Origin of the sequence: Vibrio sp. Vb1980 (assembly GCF_033338615.1) — a bacterium.
Classification (GTDB): Bacteria; Pseudomonadota; Gammaproteobacteria; order Enterobacterales; family Vibrionaceae; genus Vibrio; species Vibrio alginolyticus.
The window spans coordinates 1-19,169 of record NZ_JAWOSZ010000004.1; the positions used below are offsets into that span (position 1 = coordinate 1).

Annotated in this window: 22 protein-coding genes and 1 riboswitch; of the genes, 19 read left to right on the forward strand and 3 right to left on the reverse strand. The window is 43.2% G+C overall.

The window, feature by feature from the left end; genetic code table 11:
• From R7F64_RS08885 to R7F64_RS08925, 9 genes are all read left to right on the forward strand, one after another.
• Positions 1-472, forward strand: a 472-nt coding sequence (locus R7F64_RS08885) for an IS3 family transposase (protein WP_318071606.1), incomplete at its 5' end; no start/stop codon positions are given.
• A 228-nt stretch (positions 473-700) separates the two neighbouring features.
• Positions 701-1,339 carry an HD domain-containing protein gene (locus tag R7F64_RS08890; protein WP_115386528.1) on the forward strand — a complete coding sequence of 213 codons (639 nt, stop codon included), beginning with the start codon at positions 701-703 and terminating at the stop codon, positions 1,337-1,339.
• Positions 1,340-2,098 (forward strand): helix-turn-helix domain-containing protein, encoded by a 759-nt coding sequence (locus R7F64_RS08895; protein ID WP_054574577.1) that lies wholly within the window; start codon positions 1,340-1,342, stop codon positions 2,096-2,098. It begins immediately after the preceding gene.
• Between the two features lie 146 nt (positions 2,099-2,244).
• Positions 2,245-4,098, forward strand: coding sequence for an MFS transporter (locus R7F64_RS08900; RefSeq protein WP_258456922.1), 1,854 nt, complete (start codon positions 2,245-2,247; stop codon positions 4,096-4,098).
• Between the two features lie 117 nt (positions 4,099-4,215).
• On the forward strand, positions 4,216-4,833 hold the full coding sequence (locus R7F64_RS08905) for a cob(I)alamin adenolsyltransferase/cobinamide ATP-dependent adenolsyltransferase (RefSeq protein WP_005385580.1): 618 nt from the start codon (positions 4,216-4,218) through the stop codon (positions 4,831-4,833).
• Positions 4,834-4,937: 104 nt separating this feature from the next.
• Positions 4,938-5,078, forward strand: a riboswitch (FMN riboswitch).
• A gap of 113 nt (positions 5,079-5,191) precedes the next feature.
• Positions 5,192-5,848, forward strand: coding sequence for a 3,4-dihydroxy-2-butanone-4-phosphate synthase (ribB, locus tag R7F64_RS08910; protein ID WP_005373655.1), 657 nt, complete (start codon positions 5,192-5,194; stop codon positions 5,846-5,848).
• Positions 5,849-5,952: 104 nt separating this feature from the next.
• Positions 5,953-6,498 (forward strand): glutathione peroxidase, encoded by a 546-nt coding sequence (locus R7F64_RS08915; RefSeq protein ID WP_005373657.1) that lies wholly within the window; start codon positions 5,953-5,955, stop codon positions 6,496-6,498.
• A 10-nt stretch (positions 6,499-6,508) separates the two neighbouring features.
• On the forward strand, positions 6,509-6,952 hold the full coding sequence (locus R7F64_RS08920; RefSeq protein WP_005396352.1) for a DUF3429 domain-containing protein: 444 nt from the start codon (positions 6,509-6,511) through the stop codon (positions 6,950-6,952).
• A gap of 152 nt (positions 6,953-7,104) precedes the next feature.
• Positions 7,105-7,350 carry a hypothetical protein gene (locus R7F64_RS08925; protein WP_005373664.1) on the forward strand — a complete coding sequence of 82 codons (246 nt, stop codon included), beginning with the start codon at positions 7,105-7,107 and terminating at the stop codon, positions 7,348-7,350.
• A gap of 70 nt (positions 7,351-7,420) precedes the next feature.
• Here R7F64_RS08925 and R7F64_RS08930 read toward each other — a convergent pair whose 3' ends face one another.
• Both R7F64_RS08930 and R7F64_RS08935 read right to left on the reverse strand, forming a co-directional pair.
• On the reverse strand, positions 7,421-8,020 hold the full coding sequence (locus R7F64_RS08930; RefSeq protein ID WP_005373667.1) for a thiol:disulfide interchange protein DsbA/DsbL: 600 nt from the start codon (positions 8,018-8,020) through the stop codon (positions 7,421-7,423).
• Positions 8,021-8,103: 83 nt separating this feature from the next.
• Positions 8,104-8,484, reverse strand: coding sequence for a hypothetical protein (locus tag R7F64_RS08935; protein ID WP_005373669.1), 381 nt, complete (start codon positions 8,482-8,484; stop codon positions 8,104-8,106).
• Between the two features lie 278 nt (positions 8,485-8,762).
• Between R7F64_RS08935 and R7F64_RS08940 the strand changes: the two genes are divergently transcribed.
• From R7F64_RS08940 to R7F64_RS08985, 10 genes are all read left to right on the forward strand, one after another.
• Complete coding sequence (locus R7F64_RS08940) at positions 8,763-9,059, forward strand: isoamylase early set domain-containing protein (RefSeq protein ID WP_005373671.1); 297 nt, start codon at positions 8,763-8,765, stop codon at positions 9,057-9,059.
• Positions 9,060-9,272: 213 nt separating this feature from the next.
• Entirely contained in the window at positions 9,273-9,986 is a 714-nt protein-coding gene (locus R7F64_RS08945) for a response regulator (protein ID WP_104980484.1), read from the forward strand.
• Complete coding sequence (locus tag R7F64_RS08950; protein ID WP_213879782.1) at positions 9,986-11,284, forward strand: ATP-binding protein; 1,299 nt, start codon at positions 9,986-9,988, stop codon at positions 11,282-11,284. Before R7F64_RS08945 ends, R7F64_RS08950 begins: the two co-directional genes overlap by 1 nt.
• 119 nt (positions 11,285-11,403) lie before the next feature.
• Positions 11,404-11,796, forward strand: coding sequence for a hypothetical protein (locus R7F64_RS08955; protein ID WP_005385575.1), 393 nt, complete (start codon positions 11,404-11,406; stop codon positions 11,794-11,796).
• Between the two features lie 127 nt (positions 11,797-11,923).
• Positions 11,924-12,280, forward strand: coding sequence for a diacylglycerol kinase (locus R7F64_RS08960; RefSeq protein ID WP_017635149.1), 357 nt, complete (start codon positions 11,924-11,926; stop codon positions 12,278-12,280).
• Positions 12,281-12,301: 21 nt separating this feature from the next.
• Entirely contained in the window at positions 12,302-13,957 is a 1,656-nt protein-coding gene (locus R7F64_RS08965) for a phosphoethanolamine--lipid A transferase (RefSeq protein WP_318071607.1), read from the forward strand.
• Positions 13,958-14,080: 123 nt separating this feature from the next.
• Complete coding sequence (locus R7F64_RS08970) at positions 14,081-15,013, forward strand: Gfo/Idh/MocA family oxidoreductase (RefSeq protein ID WP_318071608.1); 933 nt, start codon at positions 14,081-14,083, stop codon at positions 15,011-15,013.
• Between the two features lie 218 nt (positions 15,014-15,231).
• Positions 15,232-15,663 carry a YccF domain-containing protein gene (locus R7F64_RS08975; protein ID WP_005373685.1) on the forward strand — a complete coding sequence of 144 codons (432 nt, stop codon included), beginning with the start codon at positions 15,232-15,234 and terminating at the stop codon, positions 15,661-15,663.
• A gap of 692 nt (positions 15,664-16,355) precedes the next feature.
• Positions 16,356-16,694 (forward strand): hypothetical protein, encoded by a 339-nt coding sequence (locus R7F64_RS08980; protein ID WP_017635147.1) that lies wholly within the window; start codon positions 16,356-16,358, stop codon positions 16,692-16,694.
• A gap of 257 nt (positions 16,695-16,951) precedes the next feature.
• On the forward strand, positions 16,952-17,800 hold the full coding sequence (locus R7F64_RS08985) for a patatin family protein (protein WP_213963456.1): 849 nt from the start codon (positions 16,952-16,954) through the stop codon (positions 17,798-17,800).
• A gap of 142 nt (positions 17,801-17,942) precedes the next feature.
• Here R7F64_RS08985 and R7F64_RS08990 read toward each other — a convergent pair whose 3' ends face one another.
• Positions 17,943-18,791, reverse strand: coding sequence for a pirin family protein (locus tag R7F64_RS08990; protein ID WP_017635146.1), 849 nt, complete (start codon positions 18,789-18,791; stop codon positions 17,943-17,945).
• Positions 18,792-19,169 lie beyond the last annotated feature (378 nt).

Below are 19,169 nucleotides of genomic sequence, written 5' to 3' on the forward strand. Positions count from 1 at the left end.
AGAACAACTGTGGGTTGCTGATATTACTTACTTGCCAACTCAAAATGGAGAGAGTTATCTCAGCTTGGTTACAGACGCTTATTCAAGGAAGATTGTTGGTTTTTATGTGGATGACAACATGAAAACTCAATCAGTTAAGCGGGCATTTATCTCAGCTCTCAGGCAACGGCAGAGTGAAGAAAAGCTAATACACCACTCAGATAGAGGCTCACAATACTGTTCGAAGGAATATCAAGATATCCATAAGAAACATAGAGTGACTTGCTCAATGACAGACGGGAATGACTGTTATCAGAATGCTTTAGCTGAGCGTGTAAATGGGATACTCAAAATGGAGCTCTTGCTGAAGAAACCGAAAGATCTGAAAGAAGCAAGGACGATGGTAGCAGAGTCCGTAGATATCTATAATCAAATGAGGCCTCATACGGCTTTAAAATACAAAACGCCCGATGAAGTACATCGAGCGTTTTAGTTAAAAAGTGTCAACCCATATCAGGACGGGTCATGGTAAACATCACTGCTCGCTCTGTCTATTCTTGTCTCATAAACCGCTGAACACATTGAAAGGCCATATAAAACGGCTCAGTACCAAACGTTGCACAAGGTTCTGGTGGCTGAATCTCAATTACACCATCGCACTTGGAAATTATTCTAAGCGTTGGGCATACTTCTGACTTCATTTTAGTTGTAGATATGAACCATGACGTCATTAAGCCAGATAGAACCGCAATTTTTGGAATTTATGCAGCAAGAGATGCAAGTGGATGCAGCTCATGATCTTAAACACGTAAAACGCGTGGTCAAAACAGCGAAACAGCTCTGCAAAGAAGAAAGTGCAGACATCGCGATTGTATTACCGGCTGCCTATTTGCATGATTGCTTTACTTACCCGAAAGATCACCCAAATCGCAAAGAGAGCTCAATCATCGCAGCCAAAAAAGCGGTCGCATTTTTAGAGAGTATCGATTATCCGCAGCAATATCATGATGCCATTGCTCATGCGATAGAGGCACACAGCTTTAGCGCAAACATCAGGCCAAATACGTTAGAAGCCAAAATCGTCCAAGATGCCGACCGTCTGGACGCTTTAGGCGCAATTGGCGTGACGCGATGCATTCAAGTCAGCACTCAATTTAACGCGCAACTTTACAACGACAGCGATATATTTGCCGAAGAACGTGAACTTAACGATAAACAATTCACTCTGGATCACTTTCAGACCAAGTTATTCAAAATCGCCGAAACTATGAACACAGAGTCAGCAAGACGCGAAGCGCAAAAACGCAAAACCTTTATGCAAACGTACCTAGAGCAGTTACACGACGAGGTAACAGCGTAAATGTCAGAAAGCTATACGTTAATTAAAGAGCTTAAACGCCAACTAAAGTTAGCTGGGCTGCATTATGCGGATGTTGCACAACACCTTGATTTAAGTGAAGGAAGCGTCAAACGTTTACTCGCTGAAGGTCAACACATTAGTCTTGAACGCTTAGAACGCATTTGCCAATTGATTGGTTTAGAAATGGCGGACCTGTTTAAGCTTGCGGCTGCGCACAATAAAGGTCTAGAGTCGCTAACGTTAGAGCAAGAAAAGCAGTTGGTTGATGATAAAGCCCTGCTACTCGTGGCAATCTGTGTTGTAAATGGCTATCAGTTTGAGCAAATCGTTCAGCAATACACCTTCAATGAGTTGGAACTGGTGCAAAAGCTTGCTCATTTGGATCGTCTGAACATCATCGACTTGCAGCCAAATAACAAAATTCGTTTGCGTATATCTCCGACATTTAAGTGGCAGATGGGCGGCCCTATTCAACGGTTCTTCCAACAGCAAGTTCAAGACGCCTTTTTCCAAAGCTACTTTTCTGGTGAAGATGAAAAGTTCTCCATGGCAACAGGATTGATGAGTGTACCAACCAACAAGAAGCTACAACAGAAACTGCAAAAGGTCATCGATGAGTTTTATCAGGCTTGCCAAAATGATAGCTCTCTCGATATGGACGAAAAACACGGCACCTCTCTGATTATTGCGATGCGTCGCTGGACGTTCCCTTTGTTTGAACCATGGGAAAGAAAACTCCCCAACAAGTCTCGCAGTTAGTAACTCAATAAACAAATGGAAATAAAAGTAACGAATTTTGTTACTTTTGGTGGCGTACAACGTCACTTGAAAGAGAAAGCTGGTTTAATCGTTCATTGAGCATAAAGTGCTCCCATCTCATTCGACTTTGTTTAATCGGGGCCCGTATGTTTTTCTCAAAACGCTTTTTTCCTTACTTTGTGACGCAATGCCTTGGCGCACTCAATGACAACATCTACAAAAACGTTCTGTTATTGATGGTCACATACAGCCAAATTGATAACCTACCAATATCCGTCAATCTATTCGTTAATTTGGCGGCAGGCTTATTCATCCTACCTTTCTTTCTATTCTCAGCGCATGCTGGTGCCGTCGCTGACAGCATGGACAAAGCCAAATTAATCCGACGTCTAAAGCTCATCGAGCTGGCTATCATGTCTTGCGCAGCAACCGCTATTGCCACCCAAAGTGCCATGCTGATGCTGGTTCTGCTGTTTATGACAGGCACTCAATCGGCCTATTTTGGCCCCGTGAAATACGCCTTACTACCACAAGCGCTCAAACCAAATGAGCTTGTTAAAGGAAATGCTTGGGTTGAAATGGGCACGTTCCTTTCGATTCTTATAGGTACGCTTAGTGCAGGCCTGCTGCTATCCATTCCTAATGGTACCTTGATTGCTTCTTGTGTAGTGATTGCCTTGTCTTTGCTTGGGTTCATGAGCAGCGTGAATATTCCAGCGATGCCTAGCCAATCGAATGACAAAGCGAAATTTGAGCCGATTTCTGGTTTAAAGAACACGTTAAAAGTGGCAAAAAAGCAGAGAGGCATCTGGATGTCTATTCTTGCCATCAGTTGGTTCTGGTTCATGGGTGCGACTTACCTAACTCAATTCCCTAACTTCGCACGCGAACATTTGTTTGCAGACAGTACTGTCGTTTCTTTACTGTTGGCATTGTTTTCCATTGGTATCGCGACAGGCTCTTGGTTGTGTGAAAAGCTCTCTTTCAACCACGTTGAGCTTGGTATTTTGCCATTCGGTATCCTTGGACTGACTGTGTTTGGCGTCGACTTGCTATGGGCAGTCCCGAGTTATCCATCGCTTCCGGTGCACTTTTATGATGTGCAAAGCTTCGTTGCTGAATCCAAACATCTGCGCGTCATGATTGACCTGTTCCTTGTTGGTGTAAGCGGCGGTGTCTTTATTGTTCCTCTTTATGCGTTCATCCAATCGCGTTCAAACAAAGGGGAATGTGCACGTGCCATTGCTGCTAACAACATCATGAATGCATTGTTTATGGTGGTGTCTGCTTTGGTTTCGATCGTTGTACTCAGCGTACTAGAGCTTTCTATTGTGGAACTGTTTGCCATGATGGCAATAGGTAACTTCTTCGTGGCAGTCTATGTCTATCGTCAAGTACCGGAATTCACACAACGCTTTATCAGTTATTTACTCAGCCATTGTATGTATCGTGTGTCTGTAAAGGGGCGTCAACATATTCCTGAACAAGGTGCTGTGTTAATCGTGGCTAACCATGTTAGCTATGTCGATGCGTTGATTTTGATGGGAACCTCTACTCGCCCGGTTCGTTTTGTGATGGACAAGTCCATCAGCGAGCTACCTGTTCTTAAATATGTATTCCGTCATGCCGGTGTTATCCCGATCTGTTCTCCACGTAAGTGTGCCGACACTTACCGACGAGCATTTGAACAGATTGAACAAGCACTTTACGACGGTGAGGTTGTCTGTATCTTCCCTGAGGGTCGTTTAACGTCTAACGGTCAATTGGGTGAGTTTCGCCCTGGTGTAGAGAAAATCCTTGAACGTAACCCTGTTCCTGTCATCCCTATGGCGTTAAAAGGGCTTTGGGGTTCTTTTTTCAGCCATAAAGGCGGACATGCTCTCACAAAACGACCGACTCGTTTTTGGTCAAAAGTGGATGTTGTTATCGGTGAAGTGTTAAGTCCTGCGTCTTTAAATCGTCATCAATTGCAACAACAAGTACAGGATTTACTGGGCTGAGTCGCTTGCTACAGCAGTCAAACTTTGCAGCAAAACGTAAATATGCACCACAAAGCACAAGTAGTTTCTTGTCAATTAGAGTAGGATATCTACGACGTCATAAATCTAGGAGGTATTATGAAAATCATCATCTTACATGGTCTTTATATGCATGGGCTGGTCATGCAGCCTCTTAGCCAAAAGCTGAGAAAACTCGGATACGAAACGCAAGTACTCAGCTATAACACTGTTGCTATCGATGAGTCTTCACTGTTTGATTCTATTGATCATTCGCTTAATCCACTGACCACAAACGTCCTCGTGGGACACAGCTTGGGAGGCTTGATGATTAAGCGCTATCTCGCCAACAGAAAACCGAGCACTAACTTAATCTCTCATGTTGTCGCTATCGGTTCGCCTCTTAAAGGCGCGTCCATTGTAGGCCGAATTCAAGATCTCGGATTGGGTGCAATTTTAGGCAATTCGCCACACCACGGATTAAACAAACATGATGACGCTTGGGATCTCCCTCAAAAACTCGGCAGTATCGCAGGAACGATGCCGATTGGTGCTCGCCCATTGTTGATCCGTAATGACAACACCATGTCGGACGGTACCGTTACCGTGGAAGAGACAAGACTGGACGGTATGCAAGATCATATCGAAGTGAAGCAAACGCATACGAGCCTGATTTACAACACCTTCGTGCCGCAGCAGATTGATCACTTTATTCGCACAGATTATTTCCGTCGATAGCACACTTTTCCATCATACAGATGGAATCGACTTTCCAAGCTATTCAGTTCGCAGTACTATCCTAGCTCCACTTCTTCACAACTTGGATGAAGTGGTACATTTTTAATTGTTCTCAGGGCGGGGCGAAATTCCCCACCGGCGGTATACTTTTTCAAGTGAGCCCGCGAGCGCTCGATTCGTCGAGGTCAGCAGATCTGGTGAGATGCCAGAGCCGACGGTTATAGTCCGGATGAAAGAGAATAAGAATACACCAGCATAGCGAGTCAGATCGCTAAGAATGCTGGTGCACTTCTTTTTGATCGTATTTTACGGCGATCTCTCATACCGCCCTGATTCTGGTGAAATTTAGGAGTTAACCATGAATCAGTCATCACTACTTGCCGAATTCGGCGACCCAATTACTCGCGTTGAAAACGCACTTATCGCTTTAAAAGAAGGCCGTGGCGTACTGCTTCTTGATGATGAAGATCGCGAAAACGAAGGCGATATCATTTATTCAGTCGAGCACCTCACTAACGAGCAAATGGCATTGATGATCCGCGAATGTAGCGGCATCGTTTGTTTGTGCTTAACAGATGCTCAAGCAGACAAACTGGAACTGCCTCCAATGGTGGTAAACAACAACAGCGCAAACCAAACCGCATTTACGGTTTCTATTGAAGCGAAAGTTGGTGTAACAACGGGTGTTTCAGCAGCAGACCGCGTAACGACCATTAAAACGGCGGCAAACCCGCACGCAAAACCGGAAGATCTTGCTCGCCCGGGTCACGTATTCCCTCTGCGCGCACGTCCAGGTGGTGTAATGACTCGCCGTGGTCACACAGAAGGTACGATTGATCTGATGCAAATGGCAGGGCTTCAACCCGCTGGCGTACTGTGTGAAGTGACCAATCCAGATGGCACGATGGCAAAGGCACCGGAGATCGTAGCATTCGGTCGCCTGCACAACATGCCGGTACTGACGATTGAAGACATGGTAATGTACCTGAACCAGTTCGAGTTGAAACTGGCATAGTCAGATCTCAGCTCTTGAAAAAGCCGCGCATTTGTGCGGCTTTTTTGATCGATCCTCTTTGCACTTAAGTAGTTATACTTATTGAAAACAAGGGGAACAACACCATGAAAGGATTACTGAACTTCGCCGCTCTCGTTAGCTTTCTCTCCATGAATTCGCTTGCTCTTGCATCTGAGTGCCCTGATATTCTTCAAGGTAAGCAAAGGTTGTTAAACTCAACGGAAGAAGTCGATCTATGCGAAAGCTTTAAGGGAAAGACACTACTAATCGTCAATACAGCAAGCCAGTGCGGCTTCACTCCTCAGTTCGAACAGTTAGAAACCCTCTATCAAACTTACAAAGACCAAAACTTCACCGTTATCGGTTTCCCGAGCAATGACTTTCGACAAGATAGAGGAAGCGAAACGAACACTGCGAAAGTCTGTTATCTCGATTACGGGGTAACCTTTCCAATGATGGCTCGCTCTTCAGTATTAGGTGTAGATGCGAACCCAGTCTTCAACCAGATTACTAACCAAGCAGGCATAAAACCAAAATGGAACTTCTACAAGTTTCTAATTAGCTCTGAAGGTAAAGTTATTGCTACTTTTCCAAGCTCCACATCACCGACAAGTACTACGCTTACCAATATGATAGAGCAACAATTATAAGGTGACGACCATGACAACACGCTCAACCATGCTACAACTCGGTTACTTAGGCCTGGTTCCATTTGTGTTTAGTTTAGGGCTGATTTTCACTGACATCTCACTCTTCAATTTAAGTGGTCAGCAATTTTTCATCGCATATAGCGCCGTTATATTAAGTTTTTTATCCGGCATCCTTTGGGGTAATGGCATTGAGCATTACTACCATCGCCTTAGCCGAAATATATTAATTCTCAGCAACCTTTTTGTCTTACTGGCTTGGGGCGCATTACTGCAGGGCCACAAACATTACGCAGTCGCAACCCTACTCTTAGCAATTGGGTACCTTGCTGTTTGGTATGCAGAAAAGCTCGTGAGGAAAGTCGAACAAGACGCCGAGCCCAAGGGATATCAAGGAATGAGGAGCAAACTGACCTTCGGCGTAATCGTAATGCACGGATTGGCTTTAGTTTCATAACCTGGTCTGTCCAGTACTAAGATCACAAAAAAACGTCTTTTTATAAAACAATGTTCATTTCGTGAATGCACACATATTTTGAACACTGTTTTGTTTCATTTATGAATCAATCCACATATAAGTAATTCAAAGCATTCACAAAGGATATGAATATGTTTTTTCGCAAACTTTTGTTTAGCACTGCGATGATCAATGCAACGACAGGTTGCGTGTCTTACCAGGCACAACAAGCCGCCGCTCAAACAGTAAATAATACAGGCGCCGTGCTTACCAATGTGATTAAAACCACGATTGCTCAGCCATGTAATGTTGCAATCACTGCTGCTAGCTTGTTTTATCCGCATGCCATATTTATGACTAGTGTTCCGACTCAAGCATGTACAAGCGTTCTTAGATAATACGAAAGTGATAAGCATAAAAAATGGCGACTCTACCGTCGCCATTTTTAAGCTTCAATGCTATTTACAGTTACAGCGTCAATAAGTAATTAACTAATTGATTGTACTCGTCGTAAGTACGAATTTCGTTGGCCAAAACAATGTATTTATTGTTCACAACCACACCCGGAACCCCTCTCAACGTGCTGGCAGAGAATTGCTTATCAAAACCTTTCTGCATTGAGTTTACGGCGAAACTATTGTACGCCGCATCAAACTTCTTACCTTCGACGCCATTATCAACGAACAGCTGTTTCAGCTCAGCTTCGTCTTTTGGCGCTTGTCGCTTTTGATGAATTTGGGCAAACATAGCAGGAATCATTGTATCTTCAACTCCTAGCGACACCATCGTCGCGTAGGACTTGGCCATCGGAATCGCCATATCTCCGCCCATGAACCCCACATGTACCTTTTCAAACTTTGCCTCTTTTGGCAGAGCAGGTTTTAAACGCTCAATAAGCGACTCAAACTTGTAGCAATGTGGGCAATAAAAAGAAAAGAATTCCGTCACAACAGGTTTCGATGCTTTCTTAACATCCAGAACTTTGTAGTGCTTCCCTTCTTCAAATTGCGCTGCATGAGCGGTAAAAGTCAGTAAAAGTGCACTACATAAGGCAAGTAGTTTTTTCATTGTTTATTTCCTTATGGCATTCAAATGCCAAATCATTTCATTTGGTAAAAAGGGGGAAACCCCAAGTAATTTGAGATGAGGAATTAAACAATCGGAGGACGATAAAGTTTGGTGATCACTGTCACTACTTTTTCGACTAGAGGCCTATCAATCAAGGCAAGGCTATAAGGAAGAAGCAGTAAGTCGTTTTGAGATAAGTTGGCGGGAATTTTGACCATGCAGGAAGAGCTACAACTCGTGTGAGATTGTTGTGCCTTATTGATGGCTGACTCATCGTGATGTGATTCTACGCAGTCGTCATTGACGCCAAGTTGTTTGTGCAGAGCAGCCTGTTGAACAATAAGATCGCGTACTTCAATTGTTTTCATCGGAGCGGAAGCCTGCGCCACAGGAGCGACACTACTCAAAAGCATAGCAACTAAGCAAACTATCGCAGTCAACAATGTACGGTTAAACTTCAACATAGCTACATCAAGGAAAATGGTGATTTAAGATAATACATGATAACGATTTGACTTCAAGATACGGACTCTCGGCTCGCTAACAAACTCTGTTCTTTGACTATTTTAGGCTAGTGAATTTTCTCTCTAACGCTCCCTCAGTACACGAAACCAGGACAACGAGCTATTCACCGTTCGGATACTCCCCTCATCAGATACCAGCAACAATTCGATAAAACTTGAAATCATTATGAAACACGAGTAATAGTTAGAACGGTTTTTGTACGAACAAGGAAAGATCAATGCTTAAAAAGAGATTCTTTAAGACAAAAGATGAAGTCGAAGTCACGTTCGAGCTAGATAAAGATCAGTGGGACTCTGTCCAAATTGCTGGAGACTTCAACAACTGGCAGCCAGAACCGATGAAATTAGTGAAGAAAAGTCGTCAGTTTAAATTTAAAACCCGCTTACCTAAAGCGCAGAACGTTCAGTTCCGTTACTTGCTCGATGACGCGAAGTGGGAAAATGACCCACAAGCTGATGCTTACGTTCCAAATGCATTTGGCAGCGACAACAGCGTCGTGTGTACCACCGAATAAGCGGTAATTTCGCTTTAAGATTCCATACCTAGGCGCAAACGTTGCGCCTTTTTGCATCTCTCTAAATGTGATAGGTGATTAGATTTAAATCATTAATTGGCAATTTTATCCAATTAACTCATCCGATAACCTTATTCTGAGAAAGCTTTATTTGAAATAATTCGTAAATTTGTTTAAGTTCCATTGATATTAAATATTGTATACATCACTTAAATGAACGCACAACAAATCAAACCATCTCTAATCATTGTGGAAGACGATCCCAAATTACAAACTATGTTGGGTGAGTATTTTGTTGAACAAGGTTTTCAGGTCAAATGTATCGACAATGGGACGGACGCACCTAATGCGATTATTGACACACAACCAGACGTAGTGCTGTTAGATTTGATGCTACCCGGGCAAGATGGTCTGAGTGTATGTCGTCAAATCCGAGAATGCTACAAAGGCAAAGTGTTGATGCTGACAGCAAGTGATGATGACTTCGATCATGTCGCCGCATTAGAAATAGGCGCAGATGACTTTGTTACTAAACCCATCAAACCTCGCGTATTGCTAGCTCGTATTCGCATGCTATTAAGAAGAAAAGAGGCGGCGCCTACCGAGTCCGAAAACTGCCTACAAATTGGTGTTCTGTGTTTAAACCGGTTGCGTAAATCGTGCGTAATGAACCAAGAAGAAATTGCGCTGACAGACGGCGAGTTCGATTTGTTGTGGGTTCTTGCTACGCATGCTGAAAAAACACTATCACGTGAGTGGCTGACCAAAACACTACGTGGTATTGAATACGATGGAACAGACCGCACCATTGATAATCGCATAGTGACACTGAGAAAGAAGCTAGGCGATGCTTCTTGCTCACCACAAAAAATCATTACCGTTCGCGGCAAAGGCTACCTATTTATGCCTGATGCATGGAATGAATAATGAGACGGATTTATCTGGAAAGCTTTGTTGGCCTTATCATTCTGTTTATGGCTAGCTTGTGGGGATACGAGTTCTTAGTTTATGAGATCAACACAGATTATGACTACCTATTACAAGAGCATGAGGGTCAAGCTTTTCACGATCTGATCTACCCTATCTATAAAGAACACGGATTAGAATATACTCAACAACAGTTGGAACAATTTGCCACATCAAGCCATCGTTTGTTGGTGCCTCATACGCTTGAAGAGCTTCCAACAGACATCAAAAAGGCGTTTGAAAGTGATACCTCCGTTAACGTCGCTTACGATGAAGAAAGGGATATCTGGTTCCGCCTAGATGCGAGCACGCCTATCTTTAAAATGAGCGATAATCCGAATAGTCCTGTGGTTAAAGCTGCCAACTTTGATGACAATATCGTTTGGTTGTTCTTTTTAGCTGGATTTGCTCTGTATTGCATATTGTTGATCTGGTTCTTAAGCCGTCGGATTCGAGAGCTAGAGAGAGTGACCGTTGAGTTTGCCTCAGGTAACTTCAAGGCTCGAGCTAGTACCTCAAGCGCTAAGTCTGTTGGGACGTTAAACAAAAGCTTTAACACGATGGCCGATAAAGTATCTCGCTTGATCACTAGCAATAAAATGCTAACTAACGCCGTTGCACATGAATTGCGTACCCCAATCTTCCGCTTACAATGGCAAGCAGATTTGTTATCGGATTCAACCTTAACTGAACAACAGAAAAAGTATGTTTACAGTATCGTCGAAGACATTGACGAGATGGAAGAAATGGTTGAAGAATTGCTTTACTACGCAAAGATGGAGCGTCCTGACACAGCATTACAAACTCAAGAAGAAGTCGTCCTATTCAACTTAGTCAAAGAGTTACGACAGAGATGGCAAAAAGAGACTACGCTCGCTATCTCGCTTCAAGAAGTAAACTCAGAAAACGTTCTTGCGTTTGCTGACCCAAAATTGTTAAAGCGAGCCTTAGATAACTTGCTGCGCAATGCAATGCGGTACGCAGATAAGCAGATTTTAGTAGAGATAAAACACGATCAGCACCGCTGCTTCATCAATGTTCATGATGATGGCATAGGTATTGAAGAAAAGCATTGGCCTCATCTATTCGAACCATTTTACAGCGCGGATGAATCTCGCAACAAAAAGACGAGCGGGTTTGGGCTCGGTTTGGCGATTGTCAGACAGATAATGGAGCTTCAACGTGGAGAAGTTTCGATTTACCATAGCCCACTTGGAGGAGCTTGCTTCACACTTAGCCTCAAAAAATCAGACAGTTAACTTAACCTTCCTACCCCGTTTACAGAAGACGACACTTCAATACACTCAAGCGACAGAGCCCAACAATAAAACAGTGTACATTTAATCCATAAGATTCACACACTAAATGGATAGTACTCATGTATAAATCTTTTATCCTGATTATGGCGCTTACTTCTACGCTTACAGCTTGCGCCTACAACCAAAAACCTGTCGTCGACATGACCAATGTCGACCCTAGTACATATGAACAAGACTTTCTTTACTGCCAAGGCTATGCAGAAAATGTCGACAAATCAGAGGCAGCGAAATCTGAAGCCACTAATGGGGCAGTTACAGGCGCATTGATCGGCGCAGCTGCTGGTGCGCTAGAAGACGGATTAGGTGGAGCGGCTGTCGGTGCTGCTGCCGGCGGTGCTGTAGGAGCTGGAGCTGGTGCTTTGAGTGGAACAAATGATTCAACCAAAACTCAATCTCTCGTATTGCGTAAATGCCTCCAGCACAAAGGCTATACCGTCTACGATCTTGATTAAATAAGCACTTTTCTTAAATTATCGCGCGATGGATTCTATTCACAAATGTTTCACGCTGTAACGATTAATCTCGTTACCTCTCTGGGATATGTGTTCCATCCCAATGCTTAAATAGTAAGGTCATATTTTGAAGCCAGGTAAAACAGGTATACGCCGTGTCATGGATGCGACCGGCTATTCATTTCAAGGATTGAAAGCCGCATGGACACACGAAGCCGCTTTTAGACAAGAATTGATTCTCGCCTTGGTGCTTTCCGTCTGTGCTTTTTTCCTTCCTGTCACCACATACGAAAGAGTGCTGATGATCAGTAGCCTGTTCTTGGTATTGATCGTCGAACTCATTAATTCCGCCGTAGAAGCGGTTGTCGACCGTGTTAGCGATGACTGGCACGAGCTCAGTGGTAGAGCCAAAGATATTGGCTCAGCAGCAGTATTTGTTGCGTTAACTCTTGCCCTTTTTATTTGGGCTTCGTTCTTGCTCTAATTTTTATTCAAGACACTCATAATGAAGACACATGATTTACAACAGAGAGGTATCTCTTACGTTACCTTTACTTTCCTGTTGGCGCTGTATTTCGCTCTCGTCGTAAATATCCCTATTTATAAAGAACTGATCGGCATCTTTACACACTTAGATAATGTCAAGATTGGATTTATTATCACAATACCAATTTTCTTTCTTGCCGCGCTCAATTTCCTTTTTAATTTATTTAGTTGGCCTTGGATCGGCAAGCCGTTCTTTATAATTTTAATCATTGTTTCAAGTATGGTGAGCTACGCAAGCTATAACTATGGCACACTTTTCGATTCTGGAATGATTGCCAATATTGTTGAAACCGATTCGAGCGAGGCGAGTTCTTACCTGAGTGCTCACTCTGTAATTTGGACGCTGATTATGGGAGTTATCCCAGCGATAATTGTCTTTAGGGTCAAGCTGCAATCTCAACGTCACCAATTACTGTACTTCTCTGTTACCAAATTAGTATCGATGCTGTCGTCGCTAGCTGTCATCGCCGTCATTGCCAGCGTGTACTATCAAGACTACGCATCTGTAGGGCGCAACAATAGCCACCTAAAAAAAATCATCATACCCACCCAGTTCGTTTACAGCGCGACCGGGTATGTGAAGGAAAAATATTTCACCACGCCAGAGCCATATCGAGAAATCGGCACAGATGCAAAGCAGTCAAATAGCGCCGTACAGCAAGCACAGAGCAAACCAACACTACTGGTTTTTGTCGTAGGAGAAACCGCTCGAACTCAGAACTACCAACTCAATGGCTATACACGAGAGACAAACCCTTATACTAGTAAACTGGATGTTATCTCATTTCAAGACGTCGCGTCTTGTGGCACCGCGACTGCTGTATCTGTGCCTTGTATGTTTTCACAGCTCACGCGAAACGAGTTTGAACGCGCCAAAGCGGATAACCAGGACAATGCTCTCGATATAATGCAGCGCGCCGGGGTTGACCTCATTTGGAAAGAAAATGACGGTGGGGATAAAGAAGTAGCCCACAAGATCAAGAAAATCGAAGTGGATCGAAAGCAAGTAAGCCCTATGTGTAATGGCCAAACTTGTTACGACATGGCGCTATTAGATCATTTTGATCAGGAAGTCGCGGATATGCACGGTAACCGAGTGGTCGCCATGCACCTTATAGGAAGCCACGGTCCGACCTACTTTCAGCGTTACCCAAGAGACAACGCCTTCTTTAAACCAGACTGTCCACGTGCAGATATCGAAAACTGTAGCATCGAACAAATAGTGAACACATATGACAATACAATACGCTACACCGATCTTGTATTGGCAGAAACCATCAAAAAACTTAAAGCGTTAGAGTCTGAGTATAATACCGCGCTAATTTACATATCGGATCACGGTGAGTCACTAGGCGAAAACGGATTGTTCTTACATGGTATGCCTTATGGCCTTGCACCAGATTTCCAAAAACGCGTTCCTTTGATTATGTGGCTGTCTTCGGGCTTTAAACAAGCGAAGCAGATCAATACCGACTGTTTGTATATACAAGCACAGAATGCAGGCCAATACTCACATGATAACGTGTTCCACTCTTTATTAGGCATTATGGATGTACAAACTCAAGCCTACGATAGCAAGTTAGATATATTCAAAGCCTGCCGAGCCGTTTCCTAAATCATTCAATAAAGCCTGGCTCAAAGTGTGAATCAGGCTTTTTCTAACAAGGTATTTAAACTCATCGCCGCGCCAAGCGTTATACTGACAGTCCGCGATCCATACATCGAGATAAGGACTAGGATGAAAATTGGTATTATTGGTCTAGGGGATATCGCTCAGAAAGCATACCTTCCTGTTATCACTCAGCTTCCAAATATCGAACTTGTATTTTGTACCCGCAACCCAAACACACTTGAGAGCCTGGCTAAGCAGTATCGAATCTCAGAGATCTGCCAGGACTACCAACAACTTCTGCACTTTGGCGTCGATGCCGTCATGATTCATGCGGCAACAAGCGTACACCTTCAAATAGCGGCATTTTTTCTGCAACATGGAATCCCAACCTTTGTCGACAAACCATTAGCGAACAGTGCTGATGACGTCGAAAAGCTGTACGATATTGCCGAAAAAGAGAGACAGCCACTCTATGTGGGCTTTAACCGTCGTCACATTCCACTTTATAACCAACATATGCCACAAGTGCAGCAAGGCAACATATCTGACTTAAAGTCGCTACGCTGGGAAAAGAACCGTCACCAACTACCGGGGGATGTTCGTACCTTTATATTTGATGATTTTATTCACCCATTAGACAGCGTTAACGTCACAGCCAAAGCAGATCTAAAAGATGCTTATGTAACTCATCAACTTGAAGGTGGTCAGTTGGCGCGTTTAGATATTCAGTGGCAACATGGAGATACTTTGCTCCACGCCTCGATGAATCGCCACTTCGGTATCACTACAGAGCGCGTTCAAGCTTGTTATGCAAACAAGGCAGTTGAGTTCGACTCCTTCGTTGAAGGCAAACTATGGCAAGCTAACCAAGAGCAAAAAATCAATTTGAAAGACTGGACGCCAATGCTGACGAGTAAAGGTTTCCATTCGATGTTGCTCGATTGGTTTGGCGTCGTTGAGTCTGGAAATATTGCTGATGAAGTAGTAACACGCAACGTTGCCAGCCATCGATTGGCAGAGCAAATTTGTCAATATCTCGAGAAAGTTGTCTCTAGATAATGCGATTCTTGGCTATATGCTTGATTGAGTATTACGCTCTATACTAAAAAGACTTGCCTTAGGGAAGGCATTCATTCTCTGTTAAGACTACGGCGATTATTCTATCAATCAGGTCAATGAGGGCACGAAAGCACACATCGACAAAACAGACGGTTTAGATTTGTTTTACGCTGCTCTCACGTATCTGAATCATCACATTCAAGAATAAAGGAAATAGAATGAGAACACTTGGTAACATCATTTGGTTTGTATTTGGTGGCGTATTTATGGGGTTGCTATGGTGGTTTTTTGGTATTTTGGCCTTTATTAGCATCATCGGAATACCTTGGGGGCGTGCGTGTATCGTTATGGGTAATTTTTCCTTTTTCCCATTCGGTAAAGAGGCCATCTCACGCGATGAATTGACCAATGAAATGGACATTGGCACGAGTCCGCTCGGCGTTATTGGTAACGTCCTTTGGTTTGTGTTTGCAGGCCTTTGGTTAGCTATCGGTCACGTACTTTCTGCAGCAGCATGCTTTGTCACCATAATCGGCATTCCGTTTGCGCTCCAACACCTCAAACTAGCGGTTATTTCACTCGCACCAATTGGTAAAACGGTTGTATCGTCTGAAGAAGCTGCAATGGCTCGATATAACATCAATCGTTAGCGATCGGCTAATGCACTTTCTATCCTCTGGGCAGTCATGCTCAGAGGGTAACGCCCGTCAAAAGTAAGCCTATAATCGCTATCGCATATTCAATAATGGCTGATTGTATATTCATACCGTCACCTTTACGTTGAAGTTTATCCTAGCTCAGCACTGCTTTACTTTTATAATTAATCAATACACCCAAGTGAGTTCAAGATGCTAGACTCATAGCGTCGTCACTGATTCAAACTCCAAGAACGACGTAACGAAAAAGCGAGCTATCCTATGCTCGAAATATGGGTTCTTTCCCCCTCGAAGTAGAGTTCAACAACAAAAAAGACGAACTATAAGCATAGCCAAAATTAATGCTTTTCGACCTAAAATATCTCACATCAATCAAAGAAAGCTTCTAAGATTTTCTCTTTTTGAGTAAATATAGACAGTTACAGTAGCGAAATTCTTCTCGGTAAAAATCCCCACTCAATCTCATGATCAGTTTTTAAAAAAAACAACAAAAATTCGTTGTTATCTAGAGTAATTATTTTATTTGTCGCAGAGCAATTCCATCAATATCATTTGCGACATCGGAGTGCTAGAGCATTGAAATTTTTAGCATTTATCACAGGTATAGAACGTAAAAAACCTTTTATTACTTATTTTTCTTTTTTACATATGTTCTAACTCAACGTCTATTCAGACAGGAATATACCGTGGATAAATATCAAGCAGCTTATGCTAAACGTCTAGAGAAACTAAATGGAGATCCATCTCCTAAAACGATAGCCCGCCTTTCGGCTTGGGATGCGTTTTTTAACAAGGAGTACGAGCTCCAAGACTTGGAATACCAACTATCGGACGCAGCGCACCAGCACTATGAACAGTCGCATGCGAAGAGCGACATTAGCTTCAAAGAATTCAAACGAGCGTTCTATAATGAATCCATCAAAATTTACAATTTAACTGATGGCGCTTCTATCCAGAAAGTATTCACCCCATTACTTTTGCTTACAACGCTCTGGATAGTGTTTGTATGCCTATTTAACAAGTGATCATCAAACTATTCCAACAACGATCAGTATGGGACTACAGGTATGGCTCTATGTAAGGGGGCTAATTGGCTCGGTCTCCTTCACTAAATTAGCGACTCAATTACCCGCAATTCCATAGGCTAAAAGTGACAAGGGCATCCGTTGATGCCCTTTTTATTCAAAGGAACGCAACCTAGACCTTTGGCCCACTTGGGTATAAAACCATTATGCGTTAAGCTGCACGCTATTATCCGATTGATAAAGAGTGGAGCGAAGTGATGGAAAAAGTAGGCTCTCGAGCATTGATTGTCGAAGGTGGAGCCATGCGAGGCGTATTTTCATGCGGCATACTCGATCATTTTCTTGCTAGCGAGTTCTCTCCATTTGATAGCTTTTGGGGAGTGTCTGCGGGTGCCAGCAACTTGGCTGCCTACTTAGCTAAAATGCCCGGACGTAACTTAAAAATCTACCTCGATTACAGCTTAAGAAAAGAATTTTTCTCTCCATCTCAACTTCTACGTGGTGGTGATATGATGAACTTAGACTGGATGTGGAATGTCACCCTCGAAGAACTTGGCATCGATAAATCTGCGCTCAAAGCTGATTCACGACCTTTCTTTTTAGGCGTGACGCGTCAAGACAATGGGCAAGCGGAGTACCACCTTCCTGATGTCGACGACTTGGCAGAAACAATGAAAGCCAGCAGCGCACTGCCTGTACTTTACCGAAATGGCGTATCACTGAACGGAATTCAATACGTTGATGGTGGCGTCTCAGACGCACTTCCTGTTGCAGAAGCAATAAAGCGAGGAGCCAAAAAGATTATGGTTTTACGCAGTCAGCCCGCAAGCTATCAAAAGCCAAGAGGAAGATTCAGCGCCCTAACTAGGAGGATGTTGAAAGAAACGCCCGGATTAATTGAACCTATGTTGACACGTGAAGTTCGCTACAATCAGACCTTAGCGCTGATCAACAACCCACCACCTGGTATCGAAATCATTCAAGTGTGTCCTCCTGAAACATTCAAGTTGAAACGGCTGAGTCGATCGCCAGCACCACTGCGTCATGCTTATGAGTTAGGAATTGAAGCAGGAAAGGAAGCCATCATACGCTGGAGTCAGAAGTAGAAAAAAGCCACGTGGATTAAACGTGGCTAACGCAAATTCGATGGCAGTGGATTATCGTATTTGCTTCTGGTCGAGCCCAATATTCAGGCTCAAAACTGTTTTAATTTGCTCGCTAACTGAAAAAGCGAGTAGGCAGTCCAAACTAGTAAGTTTCAAACAACCCAGAGTTGTAATCTTGGATGGCTTGTTCTATCTCTTCCATGCTATTCATGACAAAAGGGCCATAATGCACCACGGGTTCATTAATTGGCTCACCAATAAAGATCAGTGCACCACTCTCTTTTTCGGCCTGCAATTCAACCCATTCACCTTTCGATAAAATGGCCATTTCGCCTTGATTGATCTCACGACCTTTTAATTGAATACGACCTTTATAGACATAGAGCATCATGTTGTTGTCTTGATCCGTGTTCAAATTCAAAGCTTGCCCCCCCATCGCTCTCCAATCGGCTACCGTGGCAGCAACACCTGTCTCTGTTAGCGGCCCCTGAATTCGTTCGTTGTTTATAGTCATATGACCCGCAATCAAACGTACAACCCCCGTATTCGGAGTATCAAACTCAGTGATCGTTTCAGGTTGAAAGTCATGATATTGAGCTGGCTGCATCTTATTTTTCGCAGGCTGGTTAATCCAAATTTGGAAACCATGCAATTCGCCTTCCTTCATAATAGGCATTTCGCTATGGATGACGCCTCTTCCTGCCGCCATCCACTGTGCACCACCGGAACGAAGCTCACCAACATTATCCATATGATCACGATGCTGGAAATGACCTTTCAACATATAAGTAAGCGTCTCAATACCTCGGTGCGGATGCGGAGGGAAACCGCCGATATAGTCAGCGCGGTCTTCTGATTTGAGTTCATCCATCATCAAAAATGGAGAAAAGCTAGCATGATTGAAACCCGCTACTCGGCGAATTTTCACTCCATCACCATCAGCAGTAGGTTGCGCAGGAATAAGCTGACGAATTTCTCTGAATGTACTCATACTAGTTCTCCTAGTTTATCTTTGTGACCGCTTGCAAATCGCATGTTCAATCTATGGCTATCGATAAGGTTCTATTTTAGGTTGATGAGCTAAAATTATGAGCCATACTATTCGTTCTACTTATTCAACTTTTTCGAACAATACAATTTATCGAGTTAATAATGAGCACATTTAATTTATCTAAAATAAATGTAGCTATTTTCTAAACAAGGTGTATAGTGTGCCTTGGCTCTTAGAAGAGAGCTGTTAATGCAACATTTAGTTTAAGTTTCCTCTCAGTAAAATCTTGAATCCCCAATTCAGACACCTGCGTACAACTTCCTCTTGATTGAACATTCAATAGCTTAGAAAAGATCCACAAAACAAATCATAATTTTA